This is a genomic window from Paroceanicella profunda (assembly GCF_005887635.2).
GTDB classification, from domain to species: domain Bacteria; phylum Pseudomonadota; class Alphaproteobacteria; order Rhodobacterales; family Rhodobacteraceae; genus Paroceanicella; species Paroceanicella profunda.
Map to the genome: position 1 here is coordinate 1,439,177 of NZ_CP040818.1, position 18,337 is coordinate 1,457,513.

Below are 18,337 nucleotides of genomic sequence, written 5' to 3' on the forward strand. Positions count from 1 at the left end.
TCCCCCCCCCCCAGCATCCGGCCCGGTGGCCACCGCTACCGGCCGCGTGGCGCCCGCTTGCGGGGGGCTGCGGGCCCGCCTGTTCGCCTCCCGGCGCGCTGAACCGGCCATGGGCTCAAGACGCTGTTAAGACCGCGCCGCTATCACGGGTTCGACCCCTCCAAGGAGAGTGCGGATGCCCGAATCCTTCCCCATGTCGGACCGCGACCGCCCGACGGCTCCTCTGCCGCCCGGCAGGCCGGTGCTGCCGCGCCGCACCCGGGCCGGCACTCCGCGCCGGGAGAGCGGCCGGCACGCGGGCCGGCGCAGGCCGCCGCGGCAGCCCTCTCCTGTCGTCGGAGGGCGGCGGGGGTCTGCCGGCCCGTCGGGCGGAGCCGGATTGATCCGCACCTGCCCTGCCGGCCGCGGGGAGGGGGCAGGCCATCGGGGGCCCCCCTCGTCGTTTCCGTTCGCACGCGCACCGGGCGAGGCGCGCTCCGCGACCGCGGGCTGCGAAACCCGGGCGTGCCCGGGGGCGCGCGCCATGGTTGTCCGTCAGCCCGGGCGCCCCGGGGCGCGGCGCGATGGTCGCGCATCATGACCGGAACTCCGGGCGCCCGCATCTCCGTGCTCATCGTTCACGACAGCGCGGCGGCCCGCGCCGCCTACCGCGCCCTTCTGTCGACGGACAGGGGCATCGCGGTGATGGGCTCTGCCGCCGATCCTCTGGACGCCGCCGCGATGATGCGCAAGCGCATGCCGGACGTGCTGCTGCTCGATCTCGACATGGCGCGGATGGACGGGCTGACCTTCCTGCGCAAGGTCATGGCGCAACACCCGCTTCCGGTGGTGATCTGCTCCGATCGCAGCCCGAAGGGCTCGGTGCAGGCGCTGCGCGCGCTCGAACTCGGCGCCGCGGAGGTGATCGACAAGCCGCGCATCGTCACGGAGGCCGACCGGCAGGAAGCGCTCATCCGGCTCGGAGACGCGATTCGCGCAGCGGCGCAGACCCGCCGTCACGCGGTGCGCTCGCCGCCGCCACCGCTGGGGGTGGAGCCGAAACGCACCGCCGACGCGATCCTGCCGCCCGCCCGGCCCGGGGCGGCGCGGGTGCCGCGCGCGGGCCCGCTGGTGGCCATCGGCGCCTCCACCGGGGGCACCGAGGCGCTGCTGGAAGTGCTGGCCGCGCTGCCCGGCGCCGCCCCGCCGGTGGTGATGGTCCAGCACATGCCGGAGACGTTCACCGGGGCCTTCGCCCGGCGGCTTGACGCCCAGTGCGGGATCCGGGTTGCGGAGGCGACCACCGGTCAACTCACCGAACCGGGGCTCGCGCTGCTCGCGCCGGGAAACCGCCACATGGTGCTGCACCGGCAGGGGTTGCAGTATCGCGTGGAGATCGTGGAGGGGCCGAGCGTGACCCGCCACCGCCCCTCCGTCGACGTACTGTTCCGCTCGACCGCGCAGGTCGCGGGGGGCAACGCGCTGGGGGTCCTGATGACCGGGATGGGGGATGACGGCGCGCGCGGCCTGCTGGAAATGCGTCAGGCCGGCGCGGAGACCGTGGTGCAGGACGAGGCGAGCTGCGTGGTCTTCGGCATGCCGCGCGAGGCACTGGCCATCGGCGCGTCGGACCGCGCCCTGCCGCTGGGTCGGCTGGCGGGGGAGATCATGGCCTGGGCGGACCGGCGCGGCGGAGCGGGATAGACGGCCCGGCCCGCGCAGCGGGCGCAGGCTCCGGCCGGCAGGTTTGCCGCCCCGGGGGTAGCGGCGGGGAGAACGGGGCGGCTGCCGGGGGAAGGCGCGCGGCAGTGTGGCAGGCGTCCCCCGGCCCGGGCATGCCCGGGCCGGAGCATGGCGGGGGCGTTCCGCTCAGTCGTCGGTCAGGCAGTCCGAGAGGCCGTTGGCGAGGTGGCGCAGCAGCTGCGGATAGAGGCCCGGTCCCGTGGGGATGTCGGAGCCGAGCGGGTCGAGGACGCCGGTCTTCGTCGTCTCGCCCTGGAACACGGTGCGCAGCAGGCCCGGGTTGAACTGCGGTTCGGAGAAGGCGCAGGTCACGCCCAGGGCCGCCACCTTGTCGCGAATTTCCGCGATCCGCGCGGCGCCCGGCGCGGTGGCATCCCCCAGGGTGATGGCACCGGCGGCCGCGAGGCCGAAGCGGTTCTCGAAATACTGGTAGGCGTCGTGGAACACGATGAAGGGCCTGTCGCGCAATCCGGCCAGTTGGGCGTTGATGTCCTGGCTGAGGCTTTCGAGCTCGGCCCGGCCGGCCGTGGCATTGGCCGCGTAGGTTGCCGCGTGCTCGGGGTCCAGCGCCGAGAGCCGCCCGGCGATCACGTCCAGCCAGACGCGGGCATTTTCCGGGTCCAGCCAGGCATGGGGGTCGTGGTGGCCATGGTGGTCATGTTCGTCGTGGCCGCGCTCCTCGGAGTGCGCGTCGTGGTCATCCCCGTGCGCCTCCTCGCCGGAATGGCTGTGCGGCTCGAAGGTGGCGCCCCCGCGGAACGTGAGCTCCGTGGTGCCCGGCGTCTCGAGCAGCTGGACCGATTCGGCCCCGGCGGCAAGTTCGGAGATCGGGCCCTCCAGCCAGGGGGTGAGGTCTTCGCCGATCCAGAACACGATGTCCGCGCGCTGCAGGGCGGCGGCTTCCGAGGGGCGCAGGGCGTAGTCGTGCGGCGAGGCCCCGGGCCGGATGATCAGGTCCGGCGTGCCCACCCCCTGCATCACCCGCGCCACGAGCGACTGGACCGGAGGGATATCGGTTGCCACCGAAGGGGGTTCGGCCGCCGCCGCGCCGGCCAGCAGCATCGATGTCAGCAGGGTGCCGGGAAAAAGCTTCCGCATGTCGCGCTCCATGTTATTACATAACAGATGGTGGCGTATTATATGTGATGTTATTACATATCAATAGGCATTGTGCGGGAGGCTGGGTATGACGAGTTTGGGCTTCGGGCGGCATGACCACGCGGCGTGCATCGGTGACGCGCTGTCGGCGGCGGAAGAGGCGTGCACGGCGCGCAAGCTGCGCTTCACGCCGGTGCGGCGGCGGGTTCTGGAGATGCTGCTGGAGGACCACCGGGCGCTGGGGGCCTATGACATTCTCGACCGCCTCGCGCGCGAGGGGCGTGGTGCGCAGCCGCCGGTGGCCTACCGCGCGCTGGATTTCCTCGTGTCGCACGGGTTTGCCCACAAGATCGAGCGGCTGAACGCCTACGTGGCCTGCGCCCACCCCGGCGAGGGCCACACGCCGGCCTTCATGATCTGCCGGGGCTGTGCCTCGGTGGCCGAGGCCTCGTCGTCGCAAAGCGCCGGCACGCTGGGGCAGGCCGCGCGCGATGCGGGTTTCCGCATCGAGCGCACCGTGGTGGAGGCGGAGGGGCTGTGCCCCGCCTGCCTCGCCGCGGATGTACCCGCCTGAGCAAGGGGTTACGGGGCCGGCGCATCGCGCAGCAGCAGCCGGGCCTCCAGCGCGGTGAGGGCCGCGCGGGCCGTGGCCGTGTCGCCCCGGGCGTCGCGCAGGGCACGTTGCCAGGCCCGGTGCGCCGATCGGGGAGACCAGGGCCGGGCCGCCCCGGCAAGCCATGCGCGCAGGTCCGGCGGCAAGCGGTCGAAGGCCGCCATCGGATCGGTGGTCCGGCGGCGGCGGGGCAGGGCGGAGGCCCCGGCATTGCCGCCGCGCTGTCGGGCAGGCATGGCGCGGGCCGCAGGCATCAGGCCGCCCCCGCGTCGGCGCGCCAGTCCGGAAACGGGTCCGGCAGGTGGCGCCAGCTCTGCGGGGTGAAGGCATCGTCGCTGCCGATGAGCGCAGCGTCGAGCGTTGCGGTGATCGCGCGCCGGTCCATCTCGGTGCCGATGAACACCAGTTCCTGGCGGCGGTCGCCGAAGGGCTCGCGCCAGTGGCGCCGGAAGTATTCGGCCGCCTGCGGCGTGTCGGGGCGCCGGCTTGCGGGCAGGCCGGCCCACCACAGGCCCAGCGGGCGCACGCTGCTGAGCGCGCCTGCCAGCGAGAATTCCGCCAGCCAGTCCGGCCGGGTCGCCACCCAGAAGTGACCCTTGGCGCGGATCACGCCGGGCAGCGGGCCGTTGAGCGCGTCATGCACCCGCCAGGGGTGGAACGGCCGCCGGGCGCGGTAGACGAAGGAGGTGACACCGTAGTGCTCGGTTTCCGGCACGTGGTCGGCGAAACCGTAGAGCTCGCGCGCCCAGAGCGGGTGGCTGTGGGCGGTGTCGAAGTTGAACAGCCCGGTGCCGAGGATCTGCTCCGGCGCCACCCGTGCATGGTCGGTCTCGATCAGCCGGGCCACCGGGTTCAGCGCCGTGACGATGCGGCGGGCGGCGTCGCAGCGGGCGGGGCCGGCGGCGGTGACCTTGTTGAGGATCACCACGTCGGCGAATTCGATCTGGTCCACCAGCAGGTCCACCAGGCGGCGGGTGTCTCCGCTGCCGAGGCTCTCGCCCCGGTCGGCGAGGAAATCATGGCCGGAGAAATCCGCCAGCAGGTTGGCTGCGTCGACCACGGTCACCATGGTGTCCAGCCGGGCGATGTCGGAGAGGCTCTGTCCTGCGGTGTCACGGAATTCGAAGGTGGCCGCCACGGGCAGTGGCTCGGAAATTCCGGTCGATTCGATGAGCAGATGGTCGAAGCGGCCCGAGAGCGCGAGGCGCCGCACCTCCTGCAGGAGGTCGTCGCGCAGGGTGCAGCAGATGCAGCCGTTGGTCATCTCGACGAGGGTTTCCTCGGTGTGGCTGAGCGCCGCGCCGCCTTCGCGCACCAGGTCGGCGTCGATGTTCACTTCGGACATGTCGTTCACGATGACCGCCACGCGGCGGCCATTGCGCGCGTTCAGCACGGCATTCAGCAGGGTGGTCTTTCCCGCGCCGAGGAATCCGGACAGGACTGTGACGGGCAGGCGGGGGTCGGTCTCCGGCATGGCATCCTCATCATGTAATGTTATATCATAACTTATTACATGAGGCGGCCGGCCTGGCAAGAGCGCGTCGCGCCGGGTGGCGCGCGACGGCTGGCCGAAAGGCAACACTTTCGCTGCACTGCACGCGCAGGCGGCGCCCGGTCCGAAATTTAGTTGGACAATGGCGGCGCGGCGGCGATAGGAGGGCCACGTCTCCAGCAAGGTTGCCGGGGCACGGTTCTCCCGTCGCGGTCAGCGGCGCCGCACAGGCGCCCGGCCCGGGAGCCGCCGCTGTTCCCCCGCTTTTCCCAGCCACCGACAGTCGCAGAACGCGCGGGGAATCCCCTCCGCCGAGCGCATCACCCGTCCTGCTGGGAGTCTCTGTAATGTCCGAACCCGTTTCCGGCCGCACCGGCCTGCTTGGCGGTGCCTGCATCGCGGCCATCCTGACCGCCTCGGCGGCCTCCGCCCAGAGCGCGGGCGAGGTGATCCCGCTCGAGCCCGTCGTCGTCGAGAGCGAGGCCCTCCAGGATCCGACCGCCCCGGTGACCGGCTATGTCGCCGAGACCACCGCCACCGCCACGAAGACCGGAACCCCGATCCTGGAGACCCAGCAGTCGGTCTCCGTGGTCACGGCGGGAGAGATCCGCGCCCAGGGGGCGCAGACGCTGGGGCAGGCGCTGGAATACACGGCCGGCGTGGTGGGCGCGCCCTACGGCTCGGACGCGCGCTTCGACAGCCCGGTCCTGCGCGGCTTCGATGGCCGCCAGAGCCAGTATCTCAACGGTTTGAAGCTGATGCGCACCTCCGGCGCCCCGGCCATCGAGACCTACGGGATGGAGCGCGTCGAGGTCCTGCTCGGCCCCTCCTCCCTGCTCTACGGCCAGGGCAACCCCGGCGGCATCATCAACCAGATCCAGAAGCACCCGCAGTTCCGCAGCTTCGGCGAGGTCGGCGCCGGTCTCGGCTCCTACGACACGCGCGAGATCTTCGGCGATGTCGGCAACACGCTGGGCGACGGAGAGGTGGCCTGGCGCCTGACCGGCGTCCTCCGCCAGGCGGACATGCAGACCGACGAGTTGGACAACGACCGCTATTACATCGCCCCCACCGTGACGTGGAAGCCGAGCGCGCGCACCAGCTTCACCCTGCTCTCCAGCCTGCAGCAGGACAACCCGTCCTCCCCCTCCGGCCTGCCCGCCGAACTCACGCTCGACGGCGGCAACCAGTTGTCGCGCGACTTCTACATCGGCGAGACCTCGGTGGACACGTCCGACCGCACGATGGCCAACATCGGCTACGAGTTCGAGCACAGGTTCAACGACAGCTGGACCTTCAGCCAGAACTTCCGCTACTCGGATTTCACCTGGGATTACGACTCGGTCTACTTCAGCAGCCTCGCGGCTGACGGGCGCACCATGAACCGCGGTGTCACCTATCAGCAGGAAGACACCGGCACCCTGAACCTCGACAGCCACCTGATCGGCGCCGTGTCGTTGGGCGAGACCGAGCACACGCTGCTCTTCGGGGTGGACCTGCGCCAGTTCGACAATGACACGGTGACCGAGTTCGGCCGCGCGCCCACCCTCGATGCGCTCGACCCGCAGTATGGCGCCGCCGTGCCGCGCGATGTCTGGTACACCAGCACGAACGACACCCGCCTGCGCCAGGCCGGCATCTACGTTCAGGACGAGGCGAAATGGGGCGGCTGGCGCGCCACCGGCGGCCTGCGGTATGACTGGGCGAAGTCCGAAGGCACCACCTACACCAACTTCGCCGGCTCCAGCACGCTGGACGAGCAGGACAGCGCCCTCACCGGGCGGGCCGGGCTGAGCTACATCTTCGACAACGGCATTGCGCCCTACGTGAGCTATTCCACCTCGTTCGAGCCGGTGTCCGGCACGGACGGCCTCACCGGCGCGGCCTTCGAGCCCACCACCGGCGAGCAGTTCGAGATCGGGGTGAAATACCAGCCCGTCGGCATGAACGCGATGTTCACCGCGGCGCTCTACGACCTCACGCAGGAAAATGTCACGGTGACCGACACCTATCAGGGCGCGAGCTATTCGCGGCAGGTCGGCAAGGTCCACAGCCAGGGCCTCGAACTGCAGGGCACCGCGAGCCTGATGGAAGGGCTCGACCTTCACGCCGCCTACACCTACACGGATGCGGAGCGCGAGGGTGGCCTCGAGGACGGGCTGAGGCCGACCAACGTGCCCAAGAACGCCGCCAGCCTGTGGCTGAACTACACGTTCGACACCGGTGCCCTGAAGGGGCTCGGGCTGGGCGGCGGCGTGCGCTATGTCGGCAGCCGCTACGGCGACCTCGACAATGCCTACCGGATGGACTCGGTCACCCTGTTCGACCTGGGCGTGACCTATGATCTCGGCGACGTGCTGGCCTCCGTCACAGTGCGCAACCTCACGGACGAGACCTATGTTTCCAACTGCGGCAGCTTCGGGTGCTACTACGGCGACGGCCGCACGGTGATGGCGCGGCTCACCTACAAGTGGTGAGCGGCGGCACGCGGTGAGCGGGGTGGGCCTGGCACGACGGCAGGTTCTGGGGCTTCTGGCCGGCGGCATTGCCGCCGGCCCTCTGCGTGCCGGGCCCGCGCCGCAGCGGGTGGCCGTGCTGGACTGGTCGATGCTCGAGACGCTGGTGGCGCTGGGGCAGATGCCGGTGGCCGCGGCCGAGCTGGTCCGCTTCCGCGAGACGGCGGTGGAGCCGGCGCTTGACGCGGAGGTGATCGACCTGGGCCTGCGCGGCGCGCCGAACTTCGAGCTGATGCACCTGGTCGGCCCCGATCTCATCCTCAGCTCGCCCTACTATGCCCGCCACCGCGCCGCGCTGGAGCGCATCGCGCCGGTGATGTCGCTGCGCGTCTTCCAGCCCGGCGTGCCGCCGCTGCCGCCTGCGCTGGACGCGCTGGACGCGCTGGGCGCCCGGCTGGGCCGGCAGGCGGAGGCCCGTGCCGCCCGGGCCGCGGCGGAGGCGGAGTTCGACACCCTCGCCGCCCGGCTCGCCCGCTTCGCGGACCGCCCCACCTATGTGGTCAACATCGGCGACGCCCGGCATTTCCGCGCCTTCGGCTTCGACAGCATGTTCGGCAATGTGCTGGACCGGCTGGGCCTGCCCAATGCCTGGGCCAGTGCCTCCCGGTTCAGTTTCTCCGCCCCCGTGCCCATCGAGGCGCTGGCCGAGCGGCCGGAGGCGCGGATCGTCATCGTCTCCGACGTGCCGGTCGCGGCGCGGCAGGGGCTGGCGACCAGCGTGCTCTGGGCCGCGCTGGAACCGGTGCGCGCCGGGCGTCTCAGCCGGCTTGGCAACGTGAACCCGCATGGCGGGGTCTGCGCCGCCCGCCGCTTCGCCCGGCTGCTGGCCGGGGCGCTGGAGGCGGGGGCCGCATGAGCCTGCGCCGTCTCGCCTCTGTTGCCGCGGCGCTGGTCGCGCTCGGGCTGTGGCTGCACGCGGCCACCGCGCAGCTCGCCCTCGCCGACTGGCCGGCCTGGCCTTTCGATCCGGCGCGGATGGACCTGCCGCAGATCCTGCTGGCCTACGGGCTGATGCCGCGCGGGGCGGTGGCGCTGCTGGTCGGCGCGCTGCTGGGCCTCTCCGGGGCGTTGATGCAGATGGCGCTGCGCAACCCGCTGGCCAGCCCGGCCACGCTGGGCATCTCCGCCGGGGCGCAGCTTGCTATCGTCGCGGCCACGGTTCTGGCGCCGGGGCTGCTGGCCGGCGGGCGCTGGCCGGTGGCGCTGGCGGGGGCCGCGGCCTCCGCCACGCTCACCATGGGGCTCGGCTGGCGCAGCGGGTTCGCGCCGGTGACGATGGTGGTCGCCGGGCTGCTGGTGGGGATGACCGCGTCGGCGGTCTCCGCGGCCATTACCATCGGCCAGGGCGAGTACCTGATGTCGCTGGTCACCTGGAACGGCGGTTCCCTCGTCCAGCAGGACTGGCAGACCGCGGGCTGGCTGGCGCTGGTGCTCGGCGGCGGGGGCGGCGTGGCCGCGCTGCTGCTGCGCCCGCTCGCGGCGATGGGGCTCGGGGCTGCCGGGGCCGGGGCGCTGGGCGTGAATGTGGCGGTGCTGCGCGCCGGAGTGCTGGCGCTGGCCATGGCGCTCGCCGCCAGCGTGACGGCGGCGGTGGGGCTGGTGGCCTTCCTCGGGCTGGCCGCGCCGGTGCTGGCGCGCGCGCTCGGCGCGCGGCGGCCCGGGGCGCTGCTGCTGGCGGCGGCGGGGCTTGGCGCGGTGCTGCTCTCGGTGGTCGACGGGCTGGTGCTGCTGCTCGCGCAGCAGAGCGGCGAGCGCTTTCCCGCCGGCGCGCTGACCGGGCTGATCGGGGGGCCGCTGCTGCTGTGGATGCTGCCGCGCCTGCCCGCGTCCGGCCCGCCGGCGGGGGGCGCCGAGGGTGTGCCTCTCCGGCGCCGCGCGCGGCAGGGCCGCGCACTGGCCCTGCCCGCGCTGCTGGTGCTGCTGGCCGCGGCGCTGGCGCTCGGGCTCGGGCGGCTGCCCGGCGGCTGGGTGCTGCTGGACGCCGACATGGCCGCGGACCTCTGGCCGCTGCGCTGGCCGCGGCTGCTGGCCGCCGGCGGGGCGGGCGGGCTGCTGGCGCTGTCCGGCGCGCTGTTGCAGCGCATCACCGGCAACCCGATGGCGAGCCCGGAGGTGATGGGTGTCACCGGCGGGGCGGGCATGGGGCTGGCGCTGGCGGTGTTCCTCGTGCCCGCGCCCGAACCGGCGCTGCGCATGGCCGGGGCGATGGGCGGCGCCGCGCTGGCGCTCGGGCTGGTTCTGCTCGCGGCGCTGCGCGGCATGGCGGCGGAGCGGCTGCTGCTCACCGGCGTCGCGCTCTCCGCCCTCTCGGGCGCGGTGCTGGGCGCGCTGATGTCGGTGGGCGACGCGCGGTCCTGGGAGATCCTGGCCTGGCTGGGCGGCTCGGCCGCCGGAGCGGGGCCGCGCGGGGCCGTCGGGCTGGCCGGCGCCGCGGTGGCCGCCACCGGCCTCGCGCTGGTGTTCCGGCGCTGGCTCACCGTGCTGCCGCTGGGGGCGGAAACCGCCGGCGCGCTGGGCCTGCCGGTGCGCGGTGCGCGGCTGGGGCTGGTGCTGGTGGCGGGGCTGGCCACCGGGGCCGCCACGCTGCTGGTGGGGCCGATGAGCTTCGTCGGCCTGATGGCGCCGCACATCGCGGCGCGCGCCGGCTTCGCCCGGGCGGCGCCGCAGGTTGCCGCCGCGGTGCTGATCGGCGCGGGGCTGATGATGCTGGCCGATTTCGGCGCCCGGGTGGCGAGCTTTCCCTATGAGCAGCCGCTGGGCCTCTTCGCGTCGCTGATCGGCGCGCCCTACCTCATCCTGCTCCTCACGAGGCGACGCCGATGACCGCAGACACCCCGCTGTTCTCGCTCTCCGGCCTGGGCTTCCGGCTCGGCGCGCGCGCCCTGCTGCACGACGTCACCCTCGACGTGCCGGCCGGGGCGATCACCGGGCTCATCGGGCACAACGGCTCGGGCAAGTCCACCCTGCTGAAGATCCTCGCGCGCCAGCTGCGCGCCTCCTCCGGCGCCGTGACCTTCGGCGGCCAGCGGCTGGAGCGCTGGGGCGGGCGCGCCTTTGCCCGGCAGGTGGCCTATCTGCCGCAGCATCTGCCGCCCACGGCGGGCATGCTGGTGGAGGAGCTGGTGGCGCTCGGCCGCTACCCCTGGCACGGCGCGCTGGGGCGGATCACCGGCGCCGGCCGCCAGGTGGTGCGCGCGGCGATCGCGGACACCGGCATCGCCGCCTTCTGCGGCCGGCAGGTGGACACCCTGTCGGGCGGGGAGCGCCAGCGGGTGTGGCTGGCGATGCTGCTGGCCCAGGAGCCGCGCTGCCTGCTGCTTGACGAGCCGATCTCCGCCCTCGACATCGCCCATCAGGTGGAGGTGCTCACCCTGGTGCGCCGGCTGGCGCTGGCCCGCGGCATGGGCGTGGTGATCGTGCTGCACGACGTGAACATGGCCGCGCGCTTCTGCGACGGGATCGTGGCGCTGAAAGGCGGCGAGCTGGTCGCCCGCATGCCGCCCGAGGCGCTGATGGTGCCGGAGGAGCTGCGCCGCATCTACGGCATCGACATGGACGTGATGCGCCAGCCCGCAACCGGCCTTCCGGTCGCCCTGCCGCGCTGACCGGGGCCGCCGCGGATCGGTCCCCGTTGCGCCGGGGGGCGGCGCGTGCAACCCTGCGCCATCCCTCCTGAAAGGCTCTGCCATGGACGACTGCGTGAAGATCATCGTGCCGCTGAAGGGCGGTCCCATGGGGTCGCCGGATGAGATCGCCGCGCTGATGGCGGTCGGCGACCGGCTGGGAGTATTCCTGGAAGGCGACGGCTCGGGGGAATTCGACGGAGACGAATACGGCGAGGGCACCTTCGTCATCTATCTCTACGGGCCGGACGCGGACCGGCTGTTCGCCGCCGTCGAACCGATGCTGCGCGCCGAGCCGCTGGTTCAGGGCTGCCGCGCGGTCAAATGCCATGGCGATCCGGCACACCCGGAGGGGCGCGAGATCGTCCTGCCCTTCCTGAGCACCTGACGCGACTGCCGCGCAAGCTCCACCCGGCCACACGCGGTGCCGCTGGTGCGGAGGCAGGACCGCGGCCCTTGGTGGGGGCCGGAGAGCGCGGGCGCTGGTGGCGAACCGAGCCCGACGTCACAGGGAACGCTGGTGGCCCGCGCGGACGGAAGCGGACGGCGCGGGGACGCCGGTGGATGGCACAGGCGGAGCCGGACGGTGCGGGGGACGCGGGTGGATGGTGCGGACGGAGCCGGACGGCGCGGGGACGCCGGTGGCTGGCGCGGGCGGAGCCGGACGGTGCGGGGGACGCCGGTAGCCGGCGCGGACGGAGCTGGAGAGCGCAGGAACTCTGGAGGTCGGCGCGGGTAGGACCGGACGGCGCGGGGGACGCTAGTGGCTGGCGCGGGCAGAGCCGGACGGCGCGGGGACGCCGGTGGATGGTGCGGACGGAGCCGGATGGCGCGGAGGACGCCGGTAGCCGGCGCGGGCAGAGCCGGAGAGCGCAGGAATGCTGGTGGCCGGCGCGGGCAGAGCTGGACGGCGTGCGGGCACTGGTGGCCGGAGCCGGACGGCTCGGCCCGCGCGGGGAACGGCTGTGGGCGCAGTCGCGCTGGGACCGGGCATGTCGGCGGCAGGCGTGTGAGGAGCCGGACGGCCGGGGGCCGCCGCGGCGGAGGCGCGACCCGGCTGACGGTGCGCGCCGCACGCGGCCGGTCGCGGTCGCGCCAGCGCGCGGGGGCGGGGGCGCGCGGGGCGGCGGGGCCGGTCAATCGGTCGCCGGGGCGGGGAGGTCTCCGGCTTCGGCCATCAGCGCCTCGGCGGCCTCTTCCAGCAGGCGGGCCTCGGCGGCGCCGTGGATCGGCACCTTGCCGATCTCCAGCAGCAGCGGGGCGGCGAGCGGGGTGACATGGGGCGCGCGGACATGGTCGACGCGGCCCCTTGTGCGGGCCAGCATCTCCTCGATGCGGTCGAAATCCACCAGGCCGCGCAGGGCCTCCTCGCGGGTGATGTCCAGCATCAGGTGGCCGGGGTCGTAGCGGCGCAGCGTGTCGTAGAGGATGTCGGAGGAGAAGGTGGCCTGGCGGCCGGTGCGGCGCTTGCCGGGCAGGGTGCGGTCGATCAGCCCGGCGATGAGCGCGGCGGAGCGGAAGGTGCGCTTCATCACCGCGTTGTCGGCCAGCCAGCCCTCCAGCCCGTCGCGCAGCGCGCCGGGGGCGAGCAGGGCGGCGGGGTCCGCCACCTCCCGCAGGCCCCAGATCATCAGCGAGGCGTCCGAGGCCACGAAGCCCAGCGGCTCCAGCCCGGCCTCCTCCATGCGCCGGGTGAGCAGCAGTCCCAGGGTCTGGTGCGCGTTGCGCCCGGCGAAACCGTGCAGGCAGAGGTACTGGCGGCCGTCGCGGCCGAAGGTCTCCGCCAGCAGCCGCTCGGCGGAGGGCAGGCGGCTCACCCGCGCCTGGCGGTCCAGCCAGTCGCCGATGTGACCGGGCAGGGCGGGCCAGCGGGCGCGGTCCTCCAGCAGGGCGAGCACCCGGTGGGCCAGCCGGGTGGACATCGCCAGCTTCGTGCCGCCGTAGACGGCGATCATCGGTTCCGCCCCGCGCGCCGGGCTCACCTCCACCACCATGTCGCGCAGGCCCTCGTAGCGCACAACCTGGCCGCCGATCAGGAAGCGGTTTCCGGGGGTGAGGGAGGCGGCGAACATCTCGTCCACCTCGCCCAGCGGCGCGCCGCCGCGCTTGCGGACCTTCAGGGTTTCCGCGGCGGTGATGGTGCCGATGTTCATGCGCAGGTCGCGGGCGCGGCGCGGGTCGCGCAGCTGCCACAGCCCGTCGCGCAGCATCAGCCGCTGCCAGCGGTCATAGGCGCGCAGGGCGTAGCCGCCGGTGGCGCAGAACGCGAGGCAGCGGTCGAAGCGCTCCCGGCTCAGCCCGGCATAGGGGCCGGCGGTGCGCACCTCGGCGAAGAGGTCGTCCGCGGCGAACGGGGCCGCGCAGGCGCAGAGCAGGATGTGCTGGCACAGCAGGTCGAGCGGGCCGGGCGGGCGCGGGTCTCCGTCGAGGTCGCGCTCGCGCACCGCGTCCAGCGCCGCCTGGCACTCCAGCAGTTCCAGCCGGTTCGCCGGCACGATCAGCGCCCGGGAGGGGGCGTTGTAGCGATGGTTCGCCCGGCCGATGCGCTGCACGAGGCGCTTCACGTTCTTCGGCGCGCCCACCTGGATCACCAGGTCCACGTCGCCCCAGTCGATCCCGAGGTCGAGCGACCCGGTGGAGACCACGGCCCGCAGGGCACCGGCGGCCATCGCCGCCTCGATGCGCTCGCGCACCTCGCGCGCCAGCGAGCCGTGGTGCAGCCCGATCGGCAGGTTCTGCGTGTTCACCGCCCAGAGCGCGCGGAAGAACAGCTCCGCCTGCGCCCGGGTGTTGATGAAGACGAGGGTGACCCGCGCCTTCGCGATCTCGGCCATCACGTCCGCCGCCGCGTGGCGCCCGCCCTGCCCGGACCATGGCGGCGGGGCGGCCGTGGCCAGCATGCCGATGTCCGGATCCGGCCCCGGATCCGCCAGCAGCAGGGCGCAGCCGGCGGGGTGGAGGAAGCGGCCGAGCGCCTCGGGGTCCTCCACCGTGGCGGACAGGCCGAGCCGGCGCAGCCCCGGCGCCAGCCGCTCCAGCCGGGCGAGGCCGAGCATCAGCTGGTCGCCGCGCTTGCTCTCGGCGAGGGCGTGGATCTCGTCCACGATCACCCTGCGCACCCCGGCGAAGAGGCGCGGCGCGTCCTCGTAGGAAAGCATGAGCGCGAGGCTCTCCGGCGTGGTGAGCAGGATGTGCGGCGGGTCGCGGCGCTGGCGCTGGCGGGCGGAGGGGCGGGTGTCGCCCGTCCGGTCCTCGATGCGGATGGCGAGGCCCATCTCCGCCACCGGCACGGCGAGGTTGCGCCGGATATCTGCCGCGAGCGCCTTCAGCGGCGAGACGTAGAGCGTGTGCAGCCCGGGCGCCGGCGCGGGCCCCAGGTCGATCAGCGAGGGCAGGAAGCCGGCCAGTGTCTTCCCGCCGCCGGTGGGCGCGATGAGCAGTGCCGCCGGCCCATGCTCCGCCAGCACCGCGCGCTGATGCGGATGCGGGCTCCAGCCACGGGCGGCAAACCAGTCCTCGACATATCCGGGCACCATGCCCTGCATCCTAGCCCTGTCGCCCCCGCGGTCCAGCACCCGGTCGCGGCCTTGCGCGGTGCCGGCCACGGCCCCTGGCACGGACCCCGCCGCTGCGCGCATCCGACGCAGGCCGGAGCGGTGTCCGGCGCCCTCCGCCCGCGCGATCCGTCATGTGCCTGCAGCGATTCCATGGCAGGATCGCGTGATGGACCCGACCGCCCCCCCTCCCGAGTCGCCCGCCCGGCCCCCCGCGCCGGAGCCGCGCAGCGGTAACACGGCGGGCGGGGGCTCGATGCCCCCGTCCGACGTTTTTGCGCCCCACCCGGCGCCCCACCCGGCGCCCCACCCAGGGATCGGCGCGGCGCTGGCGGTGCATCTGCGGATCGGGCTGCTCTCCTTCGGCGGGCCGGCCGGACAGATCGCGCTGATGCAGGACGAGATCGTCACCCGCCGCGGCTGGGTTCCGGCGGAGCGGTTCCGGCGCGGCCTGGCGGTGGCGATGCTGCTGCCCGGGCCGGAGGCGCAACAACTCGCCACCTTCCTGGGCTGGTGCGTGCACGGGCGGCTGGGCGGGCTTCTGGCCGGGCTGGCCTTCGTGCTTCCGGGCGCGGTGCTCATGGTGGCAATCGCCTGGGCGGCGGCGCGGCACGGCTCGGTTCCGGCGGTGCAGGGGCTGTTCGCGGGGCTGCAGCCGGCGGTGCTGGTGATCGTGCTGCTGGCGCTCCTGCGGCTGGCGCGCGCGGCGCTGCCGGGGAGGCGGCACGCGGCGATCGCGCTGGCCGCCTTCGTGGCGCTGGCCGGGGCGGGGCTGCCCTTTCCGCTGGTCGTGGGGCTGGCCGCGCTGGGCGGGCTCGCGCTGCTGGCCCCGCCGCAGCCCGCTGACGCCGGGGCGCCGGGGCCTGCCCGGCGCGGCCTGCTTCCGTCCGCCGCCACGCTGGCGGCAGGGGCGCTGGTGGTGCTGGCGGCCTGGCTGGGCTCGCGCACCCTGCTGGGGCCGGAGCCGCAGGACGCGCTGGCCGGCCTGTTCACCTCCGCCGCGCTGGTCACCTTCGGCGGGGCCTATGCCGTGCTGCCCTACGTGGCCGAGCGGGCGGTGACCGGGCTGGGCTGGCTCACCGAGGCGCAGATGCTCACCGGGCTCGCGCTGGCCGAGGCCACCCCGGGGCCGCTCATCCTGGTGAATGTCTATGCCGGGTTCTTCGCCGGCTGGCCGGCGGGCGGCTGGAGCGGCGTGGGCACCGCGGCGCTGGCCTGCCTCTACACCTTCGTGCCGAGCCTCTCGATGATGCTCGCCGCGGCCCCACATGTGGACGCGCTGCAGCGCGCTGCGCTGGCGCGGCGGGCGCTGGCCGGTGTCTCGGCGGCCGTGGTGGGGGTGATCGCGAATCTCGCGCTGTTTCTCGGCGCGGCCGCCCTGTGGCCGGAGGGCATGGCGGCGGGGCCCGATCCGGTGCGGCTGGGCCTGTTCCTGCTGCTCGGCGCCTGGGGCCTGTGGCGCAGGCCGCCGATGCTGCTGATGGTGGCGGTGGGCGGCGCGGCCGGGCTGGGCCTGCATCTCGCCGGTCTGGCCTGAGCGGCCCGCCCCGGGGTGCCGCCCGGGGGGAGGCAGTGGCGCCCGATGTCGAGCCTGCGCCGCGGTCCGGAGAGGGAGCGGGTGTGCGGCGCGCGGAGCCCGGGGAAGCAAAGGTGCCGGATGTGGAGCCTGCGCCGCGGTGCGGAGAGGGAACGGGCGCACGCCGCCCCTGGGGAGGCTGTGGCGCCGGATGTTGACCCTGCGCCGCGGTGCGGAGAGCCGCCGCGCGGAGGGCGGCGGGGAGCCGGAAGCAAAAACGCCGGACGGGGGCATCGAGCCCCCGACCGGCGTGTCGCCGCGTGCCGCGTCTCCGGCGCGGGGCGGAGACGCGGGCGGTCAGCTCCAGGGGCCGGTCAGCCCTTCAGGCGCCGGTCGCGCATGGCGATCAGGCGCAGGCGCAGGGCGTTGATCTTGATGAAGCCGGCGGCGTCCTTCTGGTCGTAGGCGCCGGCGTCTTCCTCGAAGGTCACGTGCTGCTCGGAGTAGAGGCTCGCCTCCGACCAGCGGCCGACCACGGCGGCGGAGCCCTTGTAGAGCTTCACCCGCACCGTGCCGGAGACATGCTCCTGGCTCTTGTCGATCAGCGCCTGCAGCATCTCGCGCTCGGGGCTGAACCAGTAGCCGTTGTAGATGAGCTCGGCGTAGCGCGGCATCATCTCGTCCTTCAGGTGCGCCGCACCCCGGTCGAGCGTGATCGACTCGATGCCCCGGTGGGCGGCGAGCAGGACGGTGCCGCCCGGCGTCTCGTAGATGCCGCGGGACTTCATGCCCACGTATCGGCCCTCCACGAGGTCGAGCCGGCCCACGCCATGCTTGCCGCCGATCTCGTTGAGCCGGGTGAGCATGGTGGCGGGCGAGAGCGCCTCGCCGTTCAGGCTGACCGCGTCACCCTTCTCGAAGCCGATCTCGATGTACTCGGGCGTGTCCGGCGCCTTCTCCGGGTCGACGGTGCGCTGGTAGACGTAATCCGGCGCCTCCTGGGCCGGGTCCTCCAGCACCTTGCCCTCGGAGGAGGTGTGCAGCAGGTTCGCGTCCACCGAGAAGGGCGCTTCGCCGCGCTTGTCCTTCGGCACCGGCACCTGGTTCTCTTCGGCGTATTCGATCAGCCGGGTGCGGGAGGTGAGGTCCCACTCGCGCCAGGGGGCGATGACCTTGATCTCGGGGTTGAGCGCGTAGGCGGAGAGCTCGAAACGCACCTGGTCGTTGCCCTTGCCGGTGGCGCCATGGGCCACGGCATCGGCGCCGGTCTCGGCGGCGATCTCGACGAGACGCTTGGAGATCAGCGGCCGGGCGATGGAGGTGCCGAGCAGGTAGAGCCCCTCGTAGAGCGCGTTGGCGCGGAACATCGGGAACACGAAGTCCCGCACGAATTCCTCGCGCACGTCCTCAATGTAGATGTTTTCCGGCCTGATGCCGAGCAGCTCGGCCTTCTTGCGCGCCGGCTCCAGCTCCTCGCCCTGGCCGAGATCGGCGGTGAAGGTGACGACCTCGCAGCCGTATTCGGACTGCAGCCATTTCAGGATGATCGAGGTGTCGAGACCGCCGGAATAGGCGAGAACGACTTTCTTGGGGGCGGACATGCGCGGGCGCTCCATGAGTTCATGACGGTTTGCGGGAAGCCTTACGCGCTCGCGGCCAGCGGGGCAAGGGCAGGGCTGCCCCGGAGCGACGGCGTGCCGCCATGTGGGCGCCGGTGCAGAACGGCCGGTGCCGGAGCCCGCGCCCGCGAGGCGGGGCCCCGGGGCGCCGCCCCGCGGCGGGCCGCGGTGCCGCCTGCACGGCGGGCGGCTGCGCCGGTGCGGACGGCCAGAGGACAGCGGGCAAGGGGTACGACGGGCAGGGGGCACAACGGGCAAGGGGTACGACGAGCAAGGGCCAAGGAGGGGGAAGGGCCGAAGAGGGCCAGGGGGAGCAGCAGCGGGCAAAGGGACGGCAGGCGGGGGTGCGGGGGGCGAGGGGACGGTGGGCAAGGGTGCGACAGGCAAGGGGGCGACGGGCAAGTGTGCGGCAGGCAGGATGGCAGCGGAGAGGGGGGCGGAGGGAGAGGCGGCGAACACGGGGCGGCGGGCGTGATGGCGGGCAAGGGTCGGCGGGCAGGGCGGCACCACGGGGGCCCGTCGGTGCGGGGTGGCCCTGCTCCGCGGGTCCGGCGGGGCGGCCACGCCGCCGCGGGCTGGAAATG

Annotated in this window: 13 protein-coding genes; 8 read left to right on the forward strand and 5 right to left on the reverse strand. The window is 73.7% G+C overall.

Going from position 1 to position 18,337, the window contains the following annotated elements:
- The first annotated feature begins 573 nt into the window (after positions 1–573).
- A complete protein-coding gene (locus tag FDP22_RS06500) occupies positions 574–1,683 on the forward strand; it encodes a protein-glutamate methylesterase/protein-glutamine glutaminase (protein ID WP_430225852.1) in 1,110 nt (369 codons plus the stop codon).
- Positions 1,684–1,848: 165 nt separating this feature from the next.
- On the opposite strand, the gene FDP22_RS06505 is transcribed toward FDP22_RS06500, so the two are convergent.
- Positions 1,849–2,820, reverse strand: coding sequence for a zinc ABC transporter substrate-binding protein (locus FDP22_RS06505; protein WP_138577729.1), 972 nt, complete (start codon positions 2,818–2,820; stop codon positions 1,849–1,851).
- 88 nt (positions 2,821–2,908) lie between these two features.
- Here FDP22_RS06505 and FDP22_RS06510 point away from each other — a divergent pair, with 88 nt between their 5' ends.
- Positions 2,909–3,394, forward strand: coding sequence for a transcriptional repressor (locus FDP22_RS06510; RefSeq protein WP_138577727.1), 486 nt, complete (start codon positions 2,909–2,911; stop codon positions 3,392–3,394).
- An 8-nt stretch (positions 3,395–3,402) separates the two neighbouring features.
- Here FDP22_RS06510 and FDP22_RS06515 read toward each other — a convergent pair whose 3' ends face one another.
- The gene (locus tag FDP22_RS06515) at positions 3,403–3,687 is read right to left on the reverse strand and encodes a DUF6525 family protein (protein WP_239031885.1); all 285 of its coding nucleotides are present in this window, start codon (positions 3,685–3,687) and stop codon (positions 3,403–3,405) included.
- The gene (locus FDP22_RS06520; protein ID WP_138577725.1) at positions 3,687–4,907 is read right to left on the reverse strand and encodes a GTP-binding protein; all 1,221 of its coding nucleotides are present in this window, start codon (positions 4,905–4,907) and stop codon (positions 3,687–3,689) included. Before FDP22_RS06520 ends, FDP22_RS06515 begins: the two co-directional genes overlap by 1 nt.
- A gap of 365 nt (positions 4,908–5,272) precedes the next feature.
- Here FDP22_RS06520 and FDP22_RS06525 point away from each other — a divergent pair, with 365 nt between their 5' ends.
- The 5 genes from FDP22_RS06525 to FDP22_RS06545 all read left to right on the forward strand — a co-directional run bounded on the left by FDP22_RS06525 (position 5,273) and on the right by FDP22_RS06545 (position 11,452).
- Positions 5,273–7,402: a TonB-dependent siderophore receptor gene (locus tag FDP22_RS06525; RefSeq protein WP_138577723.1), complete on the forward strand. Its 2,130-nt coding sequence runs from the start codon at positions 5,273–5,275 to the stop codon at positions 7,400–7,402.
- A gap of 22 nt (positions 7,403–7,424) precedes the next feature.
- Complete coding sequence (locus tag FDP22_RS06530; protein WP_277884148.1) at positions 7,425–8,297, forward strand: iron-siderophore ABC transporter substrate-binding protein; 873 nt, start codon at positions 7,425–7,427, stop codon at positions 8,295–8,297.
- Positions 8,294–10,264: a Fe(3+)-hydroxamate ABC transporter permease FhuB gene (gene fhuB, locus FDP22_RS06535; protein WP_138577721.1), complete on the forward strand. Its 1,971-nt coding sequence runs from the start codon at positions 8,294–8,296 to the stop codon at positions 10,262–10,264. Before FDP22_RS06530 ends, fhuB begins: the two co-directional genes overlap by 4 nt.
- A complete protein-coding gene (locus tag FDP22_RS06540; protein ID WP_138577719.1) occupies positions 10,261–11,046 on the forward strand; it encodes an ABC transporter ATP-binding protein in 786 nt (261 codons plus the stop codon). Before fhuB ends, FDP22_RS06540 begins: the two co-directional genes overlap by 4 nt.
- 82 nt (positions 11,047–11,128) lie before the next feature.
- A complete protein-coding gene (locus FDP22_RS06545; RefSeq protein WP_138577717.1) occupies positions 11,129–11,452 on the forward strand; it encodes a hypothetical protein in 324 nt (107 codons plus the stop codon).
- 748 nt (positions 11,453–12,200) lie between these two features.
- On the opposite strand, the gene FDP22_RS06550 is transcribed toward FDP22_RS06545, so the two are convergent.
- Positions 12,201–14,600 carry a ligase-associated DNA damage response DEXH box helicase gene (locus tag FDP22_RS06550; RefSeq protein WP_138577715.1) on the reverse strand — a complete coding sequence of 800 codons (2,400 nt, stop codon included), beginning with the start codon at positions 14,598–14,600 and terminating at the stop codon, positions 12,201–12,203.
- A 352-nt stretch (positions 14,601–14,952) separates the two neighbouring features.
- Here FDP22_RS06550 and chrA point away from each other — a divergent pair, with 352 nt between their 5' ends.
- Positions 14,953–16,155, forward strand: a complete 1,203-nt coding sequence (chrA, locus tag FDP22_RS06555) for a chromate efflux transporter (protein ID WP_205910846.1) — start codon at positions 14,953–14,955, stop codon at positions 16,153–16,155.
- Positions 16,156–16,508: 353 nt separating this feature from the next.
- Here chrA and FDP22_RS06560 read toward each other — a convergent pair whose 3' ends face one another.
- A complete protein-coding gene (locus tag FDP22_RS06560) occupies positions 16,509–17,735 on the reverse strand; it encodes an argininosuccinate synthase (protein WP_138577711.1) in 1,227 nt (408 codons plus the stop codon).
- Positions 17,736–18,337 lie beyond the last annotated feature (602 nt).

Excerpts from the sequence above, each read along its gene's own strand:
- FDP22_RS06540 (WP_138577719.1), top strand. The coding sequence starts at position 10,261 with ATGACCGCAGACACCCCGCTGTTCTCGCTCTCCGGCCTGGGCTTCCGG.
- FDP22_RS06560 (WP_138577711.1), bottom strand. The coding sequence starts at position 17,735 with ATGTCCGCCCCCAAGAAAGTCGTTCTCGCCTATTCCGGCGGTCTCGAC.
- FDP22_RS06505 (WP_138577729.1), bottom strand. The coding sequence starts at position 2,820 with ATGCGGAAGCTTTTTCCCGGCACCCTGCTGACATCGATGCTGCTGGCC.
- fhuB (WP_138577721.1), top strand. The coding sequence starts at position 8,294 with ATGAGCCTGCGCCGTCTCGCCTCTGTTGCCGCGGCGCTGGTCGCGCTC.
- FDP22_RS06520 (WP_138577725.1), bottom strand. The coding sequence starts at position 4,907 with ATGCCGGAGACCGACCCCCGCCTGCCCGTCACAGTCCTGTCCGGATTC.
- FDP22_RS06550 (WP_138577715.1), bottom strand. The coding sequence starts at position 14,600 with ATGGTGCCCGGATATGTCGAGGACTGGTTTGCCGCCCGTGGCTGGAGC.
- FDP22_RS06510 (WP_138577727.1), top strand. The coding sequence starts at position 2,909 with ATGACGAGTTTGGGCTTCGGGCGGCATGACCACGCGGCGTGCATCGGT.
- FDP22_RS06545 (WP_138577717.1), top strand. The coding sequence starts at position 11,129 with ATGGACGACTGCGTGAAGATCATCGTGCCGCTGAAGGGCGGTCCCATG.
- FDP22_RS06515 (WP_239031885.1), bottom strand. The coding sequence starts at position 3,687 with ATGCCTGCGGCCCGCGCCATGCCTGCCCGACAGCGCGGCGGCAATGCC.
- FDP22_RS06525 (WP_138577723.1), top strand. The coding sequence starts at position 5,273 with ATGTCCGAACCCGTTTCCGGCCGCACCGGCCTGCTTGGCGGTGCCTGC.